Here is a 14,736-nt window from a genome sequence, read left to right on the forward strand (position 1 = left end):
GCCAAAACGCTTGCCCCGCCATGCGGATCCTCGCTTAGGCTCGGATTTCCCTCACTCCGGCGTTGCTCCGGGGGTCGCCGCAAGGGGCCATCCCTGGCCCCGTGCGGCTAACTCGGCGTCCTGCCTCGTTACCCCCTGCACAACGCCTGCGCTCGGCCTTCTGGAAAAGGGCCCTTGCCGTAATTCGGTAGTCAATTCACACAAAATCCCAAAGGCAGATCAAAATCCTGTGGGAGCAGGCTTGCAACTACGCGTCCCGCTGCGAAGGCGGCCAACCTGGCACACCGCCACCAATCACGACACACAAATCCCAACCCAGTTTGCTGCGCGACAGCGCAGCGTCGAAGACGCGGCGAGGCCTCCCACAGATTTTGCTCAGATCCACTGTGAAAAATGATGGAGGGTGTAACAGAGCTTTTCGACTGCCCATAAAAAATCCGGCCTGAGCCGGATTTTTTATTTAGCGGATCACTGCATCCAGGGTGGAGGCGGTTCTTCGGTTTTGCTCGGTGGCGCATCATCTGCCGCGCGGACAGCCTGACGGTGGTCCTCGTCCAGACGAGCCGCTTCGATTTCCCGCAGAACCCCGCCCACATCGGCCAGGTCTTCAGGCTCATCGAACTCACCGGTCAGCGGACTGCCCGGGTGCAAGATGCCAGCTTCATAAAGCGCCCACATCTCTTTCGCATACCGGGTCGCCTTCAATTCCGGGGCAAAGCGTCCGAAATAAGAAGCCATGTTGCCGACATCGCGCTCCAACATGCTAAACGCATGGTTATTGCCTGCAGCATCTACCGCCTGCGGCAGATCGATGATCACCGGCCCGCCCGGGGTCAACAGCACGTTGAACTCGGACAAGTCACCATGCACCAGACCGGTACACAGCATCAGCACGATCTGCCTGATCAGGAACTCGTGATATTCCCGCGCCTGATCCGGTTCCATTACCACATCGTTCAAGCGAGGCGCCGCGTCGCCAAATTCGTCGGCGATCAGTTCCATCAACAGCACGCCTTCAAGGAAGTCGTACGGCTTGGGCACTCGCACGCCGGCGCTGGCCAAACGGAACAGCGCGGCTACTTCAGCATTCTGCCAGGCATCCTCGGTCTCTTTACGACCGAACTTCGAGCCTTTGGCCATCGCTCGGGCCTGCCGGCTATTGCGAACCTTGCGACCCTCCTGATACTCCGCGGCCTGCCGGAAACTTCGTTTATTCGCCTCCTTGTAAACCTTGGCACACCGCAGCTCGTTGCCACAGCGCACCACATAAACAGCTGCCTCTTTACCACTCATGAGTGGGCGCAGCACCTCGTCGACCAGACCGTCCTCGATCAGGGGTTCAATGCGTTTTGGAGTCTTCATCAGCTTTTATTGTGGGTCCTTCGTTGCCAAACACGCGATTGTTGCTCGTTATACGGCAATCCTCTCACAGCGAGTAGTAGATGCCGACCTTTGACCTTCAGAGATTTACGAAAGGCTTCAATTATTTAGCAGCTTCCATGCCGAGCAGAGCATAACCGAGCACTGAGAGATGGGACCGCGCAAGCTGTAAGCAGTTTTATCAATTAGCGTCACAGATAACACAAATACCTCAGGACGGGCCCGAAAAAAACGCATGGACCCGTTCAAGCATCAGTGTTTGAACAATTCACCCGGGGTGCAACCAAACAAGCTTTTAAAGGCGGCGATGAACGCCGAGGTCGAATCATACCCGCAGGACAGGGCCGTATTGGTCACGCTGTCGCCCTCTTCCAGCGCGCTGAGCGACGATAACAATCGCGCACGCTGACGCCAGCCACGAAAACTCAAACCGGTTTCGCGCTGGAACAAGCGCATCAAGGTTTTTTCCGACGTGCCCAGGCGTTCGGCCCAATCATGCAGGGTAATCAACTGACCGGGGCTTTCGATCAATTCATTGCACAGCCCCAGCAAACGCGGATGACGCGGCAGCGGCAGCGAGAACCCGACTTCCGGCAGGCAGGCCAACTGATCGAGCAGTACCTGCACCAACCGCGCCTCGCTGCTGTCACCCTGTGGATAACTTGGCGGCAGCAAGCAAAATGCCTTGATCAATTCGCGGGCCAGCGGCGTGACTTCCAGGACACGACAACGCTCCGGTGCCCAGCTGCAGTCTTCCTTGCGCACATACAGGCTGCGCATCTCCGCACGCATCGACGTCGCCACATCGTGTTCGAGCCCGGCGGGAATCCACACCCCCCACTGCGGCGGCGCAAAAAAACTGCCCTCTGCGGTATGCACGCCCAATACACCGCTGATTGCATAGGAGAACTGCACCCAGTCATGACGATGAGGGGGTGTCCAGGAACCCGCGCTCAGGCTTTCTGCCCGGGCATAGATCGGACGCGGCAAAGCGGTGAGTGCGGGAATCTGACGCTCGTTACCCTGATGAAAGCCCATAGGTTGTCCGTTAGTCGCTATCGATTGGCCTTATGTCGCAAGACAGCATCATCGCGCCCGAGTTAACCTTCGGTCATCATTTTTTACAAAACTCTTTCATAACGCCTCACAACTCTCCAGGCCGACCTATTTATGCACGCATTCAAGCACTTCAAACGCGTTGTCACGGACTGGTTCCTCTGCGGAATGTTGATCGCGACGTTGCTCGCGTATTTTTTCCCGAGTTTTGGCAGCGCTGGCGGCGGAATGCATGCCGAGTACGTGATCAACATCGGGGTGTTTCTGGTGTTCTTCCTGCACGGGGTGAACCTGTCCAGCGAACAAATCAGCCACGGGCTGAAAAACTGGAAACTGCACATCATGGTGCAAGGCTTCACGTTCGTGGTCTTCCCTCTGATCTGGCTGATCTGCAACCAGCTGTTCGGCTCACACATGCCCGCCCTGTTGATGCTCGGTTTCTTCTATTTGTGCGCCCTGCCCTCGACCATTTCATCTTCAGTCGCCCTGACCGGCAGCGCCGGTGGCAACGTTCCCGCAGCCATTCTCAATGCCAGCATGTCCAGCGTATTCGGGATTTTCATGACCCCGTGGCTGGTGAGTCTGGTGGTCGGCACAGGCGCTGGTGGGATTGATCTGGGTTCGACCCTGCTCGACTTGAGCGCCATGCTTCTGTTGCCACTGGTGCTGGGGCAACTGGTGCGCCCGCTCCTCGGCAAGTTTTTTGCCCGGCACAAGCGCTACACCAACATCGTCGACAAAGTCGTGATCCTGTTGCTGGTCTACACCGCATTTTGTAATTCGATGGTGTCCGGCATGTGGCAACAACAAGGCGACATGGTGATTCTCAGCGCCTTTATTGGCAGCGGCGTATTGCTGGCGGTCGTTCTGTTCATGACCACCCGCACGACTCGCGCCCTGAACTTCAACCACGCCGATGAAGTGGCGGCCGTGTTTTGTGCAAGCAAAAAATCCCTGGCCGCAGGTGCACCGATGGCTGCGCTGATTTTCGGCGCTAACCCAGGGCTGGGCCTGATCCTGCTGCCGATCATGATTTACCACCCGATGCAGTTGATCGTGTGTTCAGTGATTGCGGAAAACTACGCGAGTCGCAACCATAAACAGCTGTCGCAGGCTGCGCGGGAAGAAGCCCGAGCGGCTTAGCCTACGGCCTTCTTCGCGGACAGCACGGAATCACCGCTCAATAATCGCCGTGACCCCCTGCCCGCCCGCCGCGCAGATGGAGATCAGCCCCCGTCCTTGCCTGGCCACGGCCAGCAACTTCGCCAGGTTGGCAACGATGCGTGCGCCGGTCGCGGCGAAGGGGTGGCCGGCCGCCAATGAGCTGCCTTTGACATTGAGCTTGCTGCGATCAATCGACCCCAGCGGCGCGTCGAGGCCCAGGCGGGTTTTGCAGTAATCGGCGTCCTCCCATGCCTTGAGCGTACACAGCACCTGTGCGGCGAAGGCTTCGTGAATTTCGTAATAGTCGAAATCCTGCAAGCTCAAATTGTTGCGCGCCAGCAAGCGCGGAACGGCGTAAGCCGGCGCCATCAACAACCCTTCGGCACCGTTGACGAAATCCACCGCTGCCGCTTCGCCATCACGCAGATACGCCAATACCGGCAGCCCGCGCTCTTTGGCCCATTCTTCACTGGCCAACAGCACCAACGAAGCGCCGTCGGTCAACGGTGTGGAGTTGCCTGCGGTCAGCGTACCTTTGGCGCTGCGCTCGAATGCTGGCTTGAGGCTGGCAAGTTTGGCCAGGGTCAGGTCCGGGCGCAGATTCTGGTCGCGGTTCAAACCCAGATAGGGCGTCAGCAGGTCATCCTGCCAACCTTCGGCATAGGCAGCCGCCATCTTCAGGTGGCTTTCCAGCGCCAACTGATCCTGAGCCTCCCGGGGAATGTTCCAGGTCTGCGCCATCAGCTCACAATGTTGGCCCATGGACAGGCCTGTGCGCGGCTCACCGTTGCGCGGCAGTTCCGGTTTGAGGTTATGCGGGCGCAGTTGCAACAGGGCCTTGAGCTTCTCCGCCCCGGTTTTGCTGCGATTGAATTGCAACAGGATGTGACGCAAGTCTTCGTTGACCCCAATCGGCGCGTCGGACGTGGTGTCTACGCCGCCAGCAATCCCGCACTCGATCTGCCCCAGGGCGATCTTGTTCGCAACCAACAGCGCCGCTTCCAGCCCTGTGCCGCACGCTTGTTGAATGTCGTAGGCCGGTGTCTGCGGGGACAAGCGCGAGCCCAGCACGCATTCGCGGGTCAAGTTGAAGTCCCGGGAATGCTTGAGCACTGCCCCTGCTGCCACCTCACCCATGCGCACGCCATGCAGGTTGAACCGCTCGATCAACCCTTCCAGCGCGGCCGTCAGCATCTCCTGATTACTCGCCGTGGCGTAGGCGCTATTGGAGCGAGCGAAGGGAATACGATTACCGCCGACAATGGCGACCCGGCGTGGCAGACTCATAAACAGCTCCCTTTAGAACAAAATCGCTAAAGAACAGCGTAGGCCCGATTAGAACGAACGCTGTCTTGATGTGGTCAACTACTTTGAACCCCGGCTCAAGGAGAGCGTTCCATGTCTTCAGATCGCTACATCGATTTCGCCAACTCAGACATTGGCCGTCGGCTGGTCGGAGCCGTTGGCCTGCCCGCGCCGGCCCGCCTTGAACGCTGGCAAGCCGGGCGACTACGCCCCATTGAAGGTACGCTGTTGATCAGTGCCGGTCCGCTGGCTGACCACGTCAGGATTTTTGCCCAACGCCTGACCGATTCGCTGTACAGCTTTGGCAGCGATCAACCGGGCGCGACCGTCTGGGTCGCGGAGCAAGGGCCCAAGCTCAAGGCGGTGGTGTTTGACGCCAGCACCCTTGTCCACACCGACCAACTCACGCAACTGCGCGAGTTTTTTCAGCCCATCCTGAAAAGCTTTGACCACAGCGCCCATGTGCTGATCCTGGGCCGAGCGCCCGAATCCTTGGGCGATCCATTGGCCGCCAGCACTCAGCAGGCCATAGAAGGCTTCAGCCGCTCCCTCGGCAAAGAGATGCGCAACGGCGGCACCGTGCAACTGCTGCACGTCGATGACGGCGCAGAAGATCAGCTAGAAGGCGCGCTACGGTTCTTTCTGTCGCCGAAAAGCGCCTACATCTCCGGCCAGGTGGTGCGGCTGAAGCCTTGCTCGACACACGTCCAGGACTGGAGCCGTCCGCTGTCCGGGCGCAGGGCGCTGGTCACCGGGGCTGCGCGCGGGATTGGGGCCGCGATTGCTGAAACCCTGGCCCGCGACGGTGCTGAAGTGGTGTTGCTGGATGTGCCGCAGGCCAAGGCCGATCTCGAAGCGCTGGCTGCGCGCCTGGGCGGGCAAAGTCTGGCGCTGGATATCTGCGTAGCCGACGCCGCGGCCCAACTGATTGAAGGCCTGAGCGGGCACAACGGCAACGGCATCGACATCGTCGTGCACAACGCCGGCATCACCCGCGACAAAACCCTGGCCAACATGACACCTGAACTGTGGGATGCGGTGCTGAGTGTCAACCTCATCGCCCCGCAAGTGCTGACCAAAGCCCTGTTCGACAGTGGCACCCTGCTCGACGACGGGCGGGTCATTCTGCTGGCGTCCATCAGTGGCATTGCAGGCAACCGTGGGCAAACCAACTATGCCGCCAGCAAGGCTGGGTTGATCGGCTTGGCCAAGGCCTGGGCGCCGTCGCTGCATGAGCGCGGCATCAGTATCAACGCCGTGGCGCCGGGCTTCATCGAAACCAAAATGACCGCCGACATGCCCTTCGCCCTGCGTGAAGCGGGCCGACGCATGAGTTCGCTGGGCCAAGGTGGTTTACCGCAAGACGTCGCGGAGGCCGTGGCCTGGCTGAGTCAGCCGGGAACGGGTGCGGTCAGTGGCCAGGTACTGCGGGTGTGTGGTCAGAGCCTTATCGGCGCCTGATCTTCGTTGTATGCTTTTATAGTGCTAGAGCAGGGAGATCATCGATGAGTCCTCAGTGGAGCTATCTGACCACACCGCCCGCTTTGCCAGGCCTGTTCATGCAGGCCGCGCTACGGCGCAAGATCACCAGCACGCAACTGCCAGATCAAGGTCTGCGTTGCTGGGTGTCGGTTAATCCCCAGCAGGTGGAGGCCTATCGCAAGGTCTGCGGATTCACTCACTCCAGCCTGCTGCCGCCAACCTATCCCCATGTGCTGGCCTTCTCGCTGCAAATGCAATTGATGACGTCCCGGGACTTCCCTTTCCCGCTAATGGGCTTGATTCACCTGGGCAATCGCATCAGCATCTTGCGCCCGTTGGGCGGCGTCGGTCAGGTAAGGGTCAGCGTACACGTCGTGAACCTGCAACCTCATGCCAAAGGCGCGACCTTCAACCTGATCACCCAGATTGAAGATGCCCTCGGCCCTTTGTGGGAGGAAGACAGCACCATGCTCTGCCGGAGCGTGCAACTGCCTGGCGAGCCGGCGGGCGATTACGAACCCGCGCCGTTACCGCTGATGGAAGTGGAGCGCTGGCAGGCACCCGCCGATATCGGACGGCGATACGCCAAAGTTTCTGGCGACTACAACCCGATCCACCTGAGTGCCACCAGCGCCAAAATATTCGGTTTCCCCAAGGCCATCGCCCATGGTCTGTGGCTCGAGGCCCGGACCCTCGCAGCGCTGGATCATCTGCCCGCGTCGAATATCGAGATCGATGTGCAATTCCAGAAACCGGTGCGTCTACCGGGCGAAGTGGTGCTGTCGGCCAGTGCGCCAGGTTCCAGCGGGCAACTGCGGCTGACAGGGGCGAATGACCTGGTGCATATGCTCGGGAGTTGGCAGCCGGTGGCTTAGGGTCTGTCAACAGACCCTAAGCCTCACACCGAGGCGCCAGCCGTTCGAAGCACTTGCTTCCCGCCGTCATCCCCTTGAAGCTACACGCCTTCAGGAGAGCCCCATGAACCTCGACGAACTCACCCAACGCCTGCACCAGATCCGCGACCAGAATGACTGGCGCCCGTTTCACAGCCCGAAAAACCTGGCCATGGCCGCCAGTGTAGAAATGGCCGAGCTGGTTGAAATTTTTCAATGGCTCAGCGAAGACCAGTCACGGCAACTGCCGGCTGAGCAACTGGCACATGCGGGTCAGGAAGTGGGCGATATCGTGTTGTATCTGCTGCTGATGTGCAGCGAATTGGGGCTGGACATGGATCAGGTGGTGCGCAACAAACTGGCCGACAGCGAACGGCGTTTCAGCAAATGAGCGACCGTCATTTCGATCAGTTGGCGACCCGCTTCGCCGAAAAAATCTATGGCGGCGCCAAAGGTGCCATCCGCCTGGCTGTGTTGCAGGCTGACCTCATCGAAGTACTGCCTGAACGGCCTCTGCGGGTGTTGGATATTGGTGCCGGGCTGGGCCATATGTCGTTGTGGCTGGCCGAGCGCGGTCATCAAGTAACACTGGCTGAACCGGCCGAACCCATGCTCGACGGCGCACGCCAACGCTTTGCCGATGCAGGCCAAAGCGCGACCTTCATCCAGGCGCCCTGGCAGCAACTGCTCGGCCAACTGACCGAGCCTTATGATCTGGTGCTCTGTCACGCCGTGCTGGAATGGCTCGCAGAACCCCACGCAATCCTGCCCGTGCTGCACCAACTGACCAAGGCAAACGGCTGGCTGTCGCTGGCGTTTTATAACCGAGATGCATTGATTTATCGCAATTTGCTCAAAGGCCATTTCCGCAAAATGCGCAAGAATGATATGGCTGGCGAGAAGCAAAGCCTGACCCCTCAACAACCGCTTGATCCGCGCGAATTAGCCGCGCAAATTGAGGGTTTGTGGCAGGTCAAGACCCAGAGTGGCGTACGGGTTTTCCACGACTACATGCCCCTGGAATTTCAGGCCAAGGTCCAACTCGCGGATTTGCTGGAAATGGAACTGGCCCATCGTCGCCACCCAGCCTTTGCCGGCCTCGGGCGCTATTTGCACTGGATGTGCAGCCCGTTGTGAGTGGCTCATTGCCAAGACGCCAATTGCGGAGACCATCATGAAACGCCGCCTCGCTTTGATTCTGGTCTGCCTGGGCATCAGCGCCTGCCAAAGCACCAATCCCTATGTTGCCAGCTCCAACCCTTTGCCACCGGCGCCCACGCAAGCGGCCAACACGTTGGACCTGAGCGCCTACCCGGCACCGACCCGCGATTATGGGCGCTATCGCAATTGGACCTGGATCAATGGCCAGCTTCCAGTGGGTTCAGCGTGGGCTGATTCGGCGCAATTGGCCGAAGCTATCAGCAATGGCCTGGATCAGCGCGGCTTGCGCCCGGCGATGAACAATCAACCGGCAGATTTGCGCGTGAGTGCCGATATGCATCTGGAAACCCGCCTGCGGCAATACCGTGAGGACGCCTACGGTCCGTACTACGGTGGTGGTATGGGTTATGGCCGCTACGGCGGGTATGCAACTGTACCCATGGTGCGTACGTATCAGGAGCAAGTGGTCGTGGTGCGCATCAGCCTATTCGACGCTCGAAGCGGTCAACCTGTGTGGAGTGCGAGTGCCGAAACAGGCAGCGGTGGCGATGAATCCGGCCGCGCCAAAGCCTTGCGTCAGGCGGTGCAACAAGCCCTGAGCGCCTATCCTCCTTCGTAATCACTGACGGCGAACCCTCATGTTCCGCTCTCTCGCTCGCCTTGCTGCTCAGTGCGTGTGAAACCAACCCGCTCGACCATGACTTTGACGCCACACGGGACTTTCGCGCCTATCGCAGCTGGAGCTGGAAAGAGCCAGGCGTGCAATATCGCCCCGATGACCCACGGATAAAAAGTGATCTGACCGAACAACGTATTCGTCAGGCGGTGAGTGACCCACTCGATCAGTACGGGCTGCGTATGGCGCAGAAAAACCAGGTAACCTCCAGTTTCCTGTAGGGGGACGGGGTTTGCTGCGCGACAGTGCTGCGTCTTCCTGGCAGCGCACTCTCAAAGCCTTTACTACACTGGCTTACCACGGGTGAGTTAGCGACGGCTTTGCCAAGGAGTGCTAGATGTCTCCCCATATCTGCTTTTCCAGACACGCTGGACGCAACCAGCAATGCGGCGCCATCGGTTTGATGGCGGCCTTTACCTTGGCGCTGGCGTTGCTGTGCATGTTGTTGGTGATCGACAGCGGCAGGCTGTACCTGGAAAAACGCAGCCTGCAAAGGGTCGTCGACATGTCCGCACTGGAGGCTGCCAGCCGTGCCGGTCAATGCACGCCCACTGCAACCGCCTCCGCATATGCCATCCAAAGTGCCACCCGCAACGGCTTCACAGTCACCGACGGCACCCGGACCCTCACCACCGACTGCGGCACGCTGGTCCTCGATGCAAACAACCTGCGCACCTTCAACGCCAATCCCGGCCAAGTGCAAGCCATCCGTGTGATCGTCACTCACTCCGTCCCTAAAAGTATTGCCGCCGGCATTGGCGCGCTGTTCTCCGGTGGCACCTCCGATCCGAACATCACTATGAGTGCTACGGCTGTGGCTGCCGTGCCCCCACCCGTCGCCATGCTGACCATTCGCAGCACCCTGTTGGTCGTGGACAGCGGTAGCTCCGTGATTCTGAACTCACTGTTTGGCGGTCTGCTCGGAGGCAGCCTGAACCTGAGTGCGGTGGGTTGGAACGGCCTGATCAACGCCAACATCAGCCTGCTCAGTTATCTGGATCAATTGAAGCTCGATATGGGTATTACCGCTGTGGGTTACTCGCAAGTGCTGGGCACTTCGGTCACCGTCAGCCAGTTGATACAGTCCGCTATCAGCGTACTCGACCCCACCTCAACCTTGGGAGCGACCGCTACCATCGCCAGCTTGCAGTCCCTAAAAATCGCTGCAGGCACGACCACCGTATTGCTCGGGGATTTGTTGCAAGTCAACGGCGGCACCGAGACTGCGGCGCTCAATTCCAATCTGCAAGTGTTCCAGCTCATCGAAGGGTTTGTGCAGTTGGCGAACAAGAGCAATGGCCTGGTGGCTAACCAGACGATCAATTTTGGTCTGGTAAATTTCACCGCCAAAATCCAGGTGCTACAACCGCCGCAAGTTTCTGCAGTGGGTAATCCGGCCTTGGCGGCGTTAAACCCCCTCGGACCGGATCGAATCTACGTACAGACCGCCCAGGTGCGAGCGTTGCTATCGGTCAATCTGCCGGTGCTGGATGCGTTGAACCCTTTGACTACTGCCTTAACTAGCGCCATCTCAGGGCTGGTAGGCCCGTTGAGCAATACACTGAATAGTGTGCTGGGCCTAAATGTCGTGGGCGTAGTGAACTCACTCACTTGCTTGATTAGCTGCAAAGTCCCAAGCGTAGTACTGCTTCCTTCACCTCCACCGATTGAGATTGATATCGGCCTGGATGTCGCCAGTGGAACAAGCTATGTGACCGGATACACTTGCGTCAGCACCAGTAACAAGACCCTCACAACCAATACCACCACATCACTGGTCAATGTGTACATTGGGAGCATCAACCCGGCTACAGTCTTCCCTGCTAACAGCACGACCCCGCCTCCAGCGGTAATAGCTAATCCGATAAAGATCCTCGATATCGGCGTACAGACCTGCAACCTCCTCTTATTCTGCGGTCCACGCACTCCTGGAGTGGGCGGTGGTATCGGCATCAGCGCTAATAGCTCTCTCGGGCAACGCTCCAATATTGCGAATACCTATTCATCTTCAGACTCGACGCCGTTACCCGATATCACCCAACAACCGCCCGACTATGCTGCTTTCTCAACCACCAATCTCGTCAGTGGCCTGTCGAACACCATCGCCGGGGTTCAGGTGGAGATGTACAAACCAACGGTCAACAACTCACTGGGGACCTTGCTCACTGGACTAGGCAGTTTGCTCGCCGTTGTCACCGTAGCCCTGGACAACATCATTCAGAACGCTCTCAGCCCGCTACTGGCCCCTTTGATAAACACTCTGCTCGCCAGCCTGGGTATCAATCTCAATGAGGTTGACGTAGGCGCCAACCTCAGTTGCAGCGCAGGGCAAGCGAGCCTGGTGATCTAGCCCGATTTAGCCAACGGCAGCGCAATGCTGAAACGGGCACCTTCTGCGGCGTTGGACACACTGAGGCGCCCGCCCATTTGCTCGACGATACCGTAGCTGACCGACAAGCCCAGGCCCGTGCCGACGCCGACAGGTTTTGTGGTGAAGAAGGGTTCGAAAACTCGCTCCAACAAGCGTGGATCAATACCGCCAGCGTTGTCTTCCACCGACAGCCAAACCGTCTGTTCATCCTGCTCGGTTTGCAGCGCAACCCATGGTTGAAGTTCGCGATGGGCTTCGCGCCGCGAGAGCAACGCATCGCACGCATTGACCATCAAGTTGATCAGTACTTGCTCCAGTTGATCCATATGCCCGCGCACCAACACCGGCGCGCCCACCTCGGTGACGCGCAGTTCGACGCCCTTGCCTTTCATGCCCTCATTCAACATGGCCAATGTGCCCTCCACTGCCTGCGCCGGGTCGAACAATTGCTGTTCGATGTCCGAGCGACGACCAAACACGCGCATGTGATCGACCACCCGCGCCGCACGTTGAACTTGCGCTTCAATGCGCTTGAGCTTTTCGGTCAGGTAATCGATTTGTATGTCGCCACTGCTCAAACGCCTGAGCACATTGGCCACCGCCATGCGCATCACATGCAGCGGTTGATTGATCTCGTGGGCCAACCCCGTGGCCATTTCGCCGAGGGTGGCCATTTTGGCGCTTTGAGTCAGTTGCATCTGGGTGCGACGCACTTCGGTGTTGTCGCGCCCCACCGCTTGAATTTCCACCAACTGGCCGCCGTCATCGAACACCCCCCGATCCGCCCAGACCCACCATGCGTGTTCGCGGTCTGGCAGTTGCAGGCAGATTTCAGCCGTGCTGACAGGGAACTCAGGGCTTAGCCGGCTGATACGTTGAGTGAACGCGTCACGCTGTTCCTCGGACAGCCAGTCCCCTAGATTGATGCCCGCGACCTCCTGCGGCGAACACTCCAGGTATTTGGCCAACGGTTGATTACCAAAACTCAGAACCAGATCGGGTGTGTAGCGACAGATCATCGCTGGCGAGTCTTCCACCAGAATCCGATAACGCTCTTCGCTCTGGCGTACCTGCTCGGCGACCATGGTGGCGTCGGTCACGTCCAGCCACAGCCCGACCGCTTCAATCGGAATGCCCAGGTCATCGCGCAGCAACTTGGCTTCATCAAGCAGCCAGTGATAGTCACCGTGCTTGTCGCGCAGGCGATAACGGCTGCGCACGGCGCCCTCACGCAGCAATTGCCGGGTGCGCGCGAAGTAGATGTCACGATCCTCTGGATGGATGTAGTGCGCCAACTGGTCTTCCACACAATCGGCCAGCGTCCAACCCAATAATGGCGTCAGGCTGGCGCTGAAAAAAGTCGGTTGCAACGCGCCCCCAACATAGCGCTGCACATAGATAACCGCCGGTGAACTGGCGATCAGATTGTCCAGCCGGGCATGCGCTGCCGCCGCCTGGCCTTCCTGATTTTTGATGTCGCTGACATCCAGCATGAAGCCCAACACGCGCCGCGCCTGACCGCTGACCGACGACTGGCCCTGGATACGCAACCAGACCAAACCCTGGGCCGGGTTAGGCTGATGGATGCGCACGCACAGTAGCAACGGCGTGCCCAGATCTCGAAGCTCGTCCAGACGACTGACGAGCTCCTGACGATCGGCCGGATGAATCAGCTCCAGCCATTGCACGCGCGACAGGCAATCCGTCTTGTCATCCAGAAGCAGGCGGCGCGCCAATTGTGGCGCCAGTAGCACTTCATCGCTGACAAGCAGCCATTCCCACCAGCCAGTACCGAGCAATTCCTGCATCACGTTCAGACGCTCCAACTGATGCTGATGCTGATCCTCGGTCAGACGATTGAGCAACGGCCCTGCCAGCGCTGCACCCAGTTGCAGCCACTCGCGCGCACCCAGGTCCGGTGCTTGCTCGTCGGCCTGATAGAAACCGAAGAGCACCCAGGCATTGACATCGGCGCCTTCACGATAGGGCAACAAAAAACTATTGCCGTTGCCGAAAGCGCTTCGCAGGCGAGGCAGTTCATCGCGCGAGCCAAGCGCCAGTTGATGCACGACGGTACCGTCAAGGCCATTCAGTTCAGTCCCCAGGCGCTGCCCTGTTTGCCACAACTTCGGCGCTGTGTGCGCGCTGTACTGACTGTAAATTCGCCAGCCGAGGCCGTTCGCCTCAGGCAAGGCCAACGCCAGACACGGCACTCGCCAGCGCTGCGCCACCTCTTGCAATTGCAAGCTCATCACCTCGGGCAGACGGGCAAAGCTGCAAGCACGAATCTGTTCAGCCATGCGCCCGGCGTACAGCAGGCATTGATGCCGGTTTTGCGCGACCAACGTCTGACGCACCAGATCGCCCACATCAAGCAATTGCAAATGCCAGCCATGGTCATGTGGCTGCACCCAGCCCCGTGTGTGCAGGGCCTGGCCATCGATACCTTTGAAATCCAGATCCAGGGTGACCCCAAGCCAATCCTGCGGCACGCCTTCAACCACCATCGCGCTGTCGGGCATCAAATAGTTCAGCAGCTTGTGTCCCAGTGCGGAAGAGGACGCCGACGCGGCCAACTGCGAGCACAACGGGCCACTGAATTGCAGTACCCGGCCCTCATTGTCGAGTTGCAGGTGCAGACCCGTATTCGCATACTCAGGGTCGACGACCGGATCCACCGGCCCTGTTTCGGCACGGCCAAGGAGTCGCTGCAGCAACACGTCTTTAAGGGCCAAGTTGCAGACTCGCCTGCGCGGTCAAAAAGGTTGGCAAGTCAGGAACCTGACCGATGCCCGGCAATACCAGCGAGGGCATCACCTGCTCCAGTTTGCTTGTTGCGTAGCTGATATTTACGGTCAGCAGCTTGCTGGTGGGATCAAACGTCACCGTGGCATCGTGTGCAACGTTGAAAGCCAGGGCCGTTGGCATCCATGCCAGTTGGGTGGTCAGGGTGGCGTTGGCCAGCGCCACGACCTGCGTGGAGTAACCGGGGATTGTCGGGCTAAGGGCGACGCTACGGCGCACCGCTTCAGCCGTGGCAGTGTTGAACGACTGCATCATCAATAAAGGCAGGCAATAACTCATCAGCCCATAGAACACTGCAAAAAAGATCACGAACACCGCCGCAAACTCAATAGCGGCAGCACCTCTTTGTTTGTGGGCCAATGCTTTTTTTATGCGATAACGAGAGGCGGTTTGCATGTCGACGTCTACCCTGACAAGACCCATTCAAATGAGCATAGGTTTAT

12 protein-coding genes and 1 pseudogene are annotated in these 14,736 nt (G+C 59.0%); 8 read left to right on the forward strand and 5 right to left on the reverse strand.

Annotation, left to right across the window (positions count from 1 at the left end):
• Positions 1-468: 468 nt before the first annotated feature.
• A complete protein-coding gene (locus AC1ME2_RS09965; RefSeq protein ID WP_322278070.1) occupies positions 469-1,362 on the reverse strand; it encodes a PA4780 family RIO1-like protein kinase in 894 nt (297 codons plus the stop codon).
• Between the two features lie 270 nt (positions 1,363-1,632).
• On the reverse strand, positions 1,633-2,439 hold the full coding sequence (locus AC1ME2_RS09970; RefSeq protein WP_480442072.1) for an AraC family transcriptional regulator: 807 nt from the start codon (positions 2,437-2,439) through the stop codon (positions 1,633-1,635).
• 111 nt (positions 2,440-2,550) lie between these two features.
• On the opposite strand from AC1ME2_RS09970, the gene AC1ME2_RS09975 reads away from it, so the two are divergent.
• On the forward strand, positions 2,551-3,579 hold the full coding sequence (locus AC1ME2_RS09975; protein WP_480440794.1) for a bile acid:sodium symporter family protein: 1,029 nt from the start codon (positions 2,551-2,553) through the stop codon (positions 3,577-3,579).
• 30 nt (positions 3,580-3,609) lie between these two features.
• Here the strand turns inward: AC1ME2_RS09975 and AC1ME2_RS09980 are convergent, their stop codons facing one another.
• The gene (locus tag AC1ME2_RS09980) at positions 3,610-4,887 is read right to left on the reverse strand and encodes an acetyl-CoA C-acetyltransferase (RefSeq protein ID WP_480440796.1); all 1,278 of its coding nucleotides are present in this window, start codon (positions 4,885-4,887) and stop codon (positions 3,610-3,612) included.
• Positions 4,888-4,998: 111 nt separating this feature from the next.
• Here AC1ME2_RS09980 and AC1ME2_RS09985 point away from each other — a divergent pair, with 111 nt between their 5' ends.
• The 7 genes and pseudogenes from AC1ME2_RS09985 (at position 4,999) to AC1ME2_RS10015 (ending at position 11,467) form a co-directional block, all read left to right on the forward strand.
• A complete protein-coding gene (locus tag AC1ME2_RS09985; RefSeq protein ID WP_480440798.1) occupies positions 4,999-6,366 on the forward strand; it encodes a 3-oxoacyl-ACP reductase in 1,368 nt (455 codons plus the stop codon).
• Positions 6,367-6,410: 44 nt separating this feature from the next.
• Entirely contained in the window at positions 6,411-7,262 is an 852-nt protein-coding gene (locus tag AC1ME2_RS09990; RefSeq protein ID WP_480440800.1) for a MaoC/PaaZ C-terminal domain-containing protein, read from the forward strand.
• A 103-nt stretch (positions 7,263-7,365) separates the two neighbouring features.
• Complete coding sequence (locus AC1ME2_RS09995) at positions 7,366-7,671, forward strand: nucleotide pyrophosphohydrolase (RefSeq protein ID WP_219062549.1); 306 nt, start codon at positions 7,366-7,368, stop codon at positions 7,669-7,671.
• Positions 7,668-8,417 carry a methyltransferase gene (locus AC1ME2_RS10000; RefSeq protein ID WP_480440803.1) on the forward strand — a complete coding sequence of 250 codons (750 nt, stop codon included), beginning with the start codon at positions 7,668-7,670 and terminating at the stop codon, positions 8,415-8,417. Before AC1ME2_RS09995 ends, AC1ME2_RS10000 begins: the two co-directional genes overlap by 4 nt.
• A gap of 37 nt (positions 8,418-8,454) precedes the next feature.
• Positions 8,455-9,060: a DUF4136 domain-containing protein gene (locus tag AC1ME2_RS10005; protein ID WP_480440804.1), complete on the forward strand. Its 606-nt coding sequence runs from the start codon at positions 8,455-8,457 to the stop codon at positions 9,058-9,060.
• Positions 9,060-9,305 (forward strand): annotated as a pseudogene (locus AC1ME2_RS10010) (DUF4136 domain-containing protein); the annotation flags it as partial. The gene AC1ME2_RS10005 and the pseudogene AC1ME2_RS10010, both read left to right, overlap by 1 nt.
• A gap of 149 nt (positions 9,306-9,454) precedes the next feature.
• On the forward strand, positions 9,455-11,467 hold the full coding sequence (locus tag AC1ME2_RS10015; protein WP_480440805.1) for a TadG family pilus assembly protein: 2,013 nt from the start codon (positions 9,455-9,457) through the stop codon (positions 11,465-11,467).
• Here the strand turns inward: AC1ME2_RS10015 and AC1ME2_RS10020 are convergent.
• Complete coding sequence (locus tag AC1ME2_RS10020) at positions 11,464-14,223, reverse strand: PAS domain-containing sensor histidine kinase (RefSeq protein WP_480440807.1); 2,760 nt, start codon at positions 14,221-14,223, stop codon at positions 11,464-11,466. The two genes, AC1ME2_RS10015 and AC1ME2_RS10020, sit on opposite strands and share 4 nt — an antisense overlap.
• Positions 14,213-14,689, reverse strand: a complete 477-nt coding sequence (locus AC1ME2_RS10025) for a TadE/TadG family type IV pilus assembly protein (RefSeq protein WP_480440809.1) — start codon at positions 14,687-14,689, stop codon at positions 14,213-14,215. Before AC1ME2_RS10025 ends, AC1ME2_RS10020 begins: the two co-directional genes overlap by 11 nt.
• Positions 14,690-14,736: the final 47 nt, after the last annotated feature.

The sequence above is a fragment of the Pseudomonas sp. ASL9 genome, assembly GCF_056680335.1.

Bases quoted from the DNA above. Each gene is read 5' to 3' on its own strand.
- AC1ME2_RS09965 (WP_322278070.1), bottom strand. From the start codon at position 1,362: ATGAAGACTCCAAAACGCATTGAACCCCTGATCGAGGACGGTCTGGTC.
- AC1ME2_RS09975 (WP_480440794.1), top strand. From the start codon at position 2,551: ATGCACGCATTCAAGCACTTCAAACGCGTTGTCACGGACTGGTTCCTC.
- AC1ME2_RS09980 (WP_480440796.1), bottom strand. From the start codon at position 4,887: ATGAGTCTGCCACGCCGGGTCGCCATTGTCGGCGGTAATCGTATTCCC.
- AC1ME2_RS09985 (WP_480440798.1), top strand. From the start codon at position 4,999: ATGTCTTCAGATCGCTACATCGATTTCGCCAACTCAGACATTGGCCGT.
- AC1ME2_RS09990 (WP_480440800.1), top strand. From the start codon at position 6,411: ATGAGTCCTCAGTGGAGCTATCTGACCACACCGCCCGCTTTGCCAGGC.
- AC1ME2_RS09995 (WP_219062549.1), top strand. From the start codon at position 7,366: ATGAACCTCGACGAACTCACCCAACGCCTGCACCAGATCCGCGACCAG.
- AC1ME2_RS10000 (WP_480440803.1), top strand. From the start codon at position 7,668: ATGAGCGACCGTCATTTCGATCAGTTGGCGACCCGCTTCGCCGAAAAA.
- AC1ME2_RS10005 (WP_480440804.1), top strand. From the start codon at position 8,455: ATGAAACGCCGCCTCGCTTTGATTCTGGTCTGCCTGGGCATCAGCGCC.
- AC1ME2_RS10015 (WP_480440805.1), top strand. From the start codon at position 9,455: ATGTCTCCCCATATCTGCTTTTCCAGACACGCTGGACGCAACCAGCAA.
- AC1ME2_RS10025 (WP_480440809.1), bottom strand. From the start codon at position 14,689: ATGCAAACCGCCTCTCGTTATCGCATAAAAAAAGCATTGGCCCACAAA.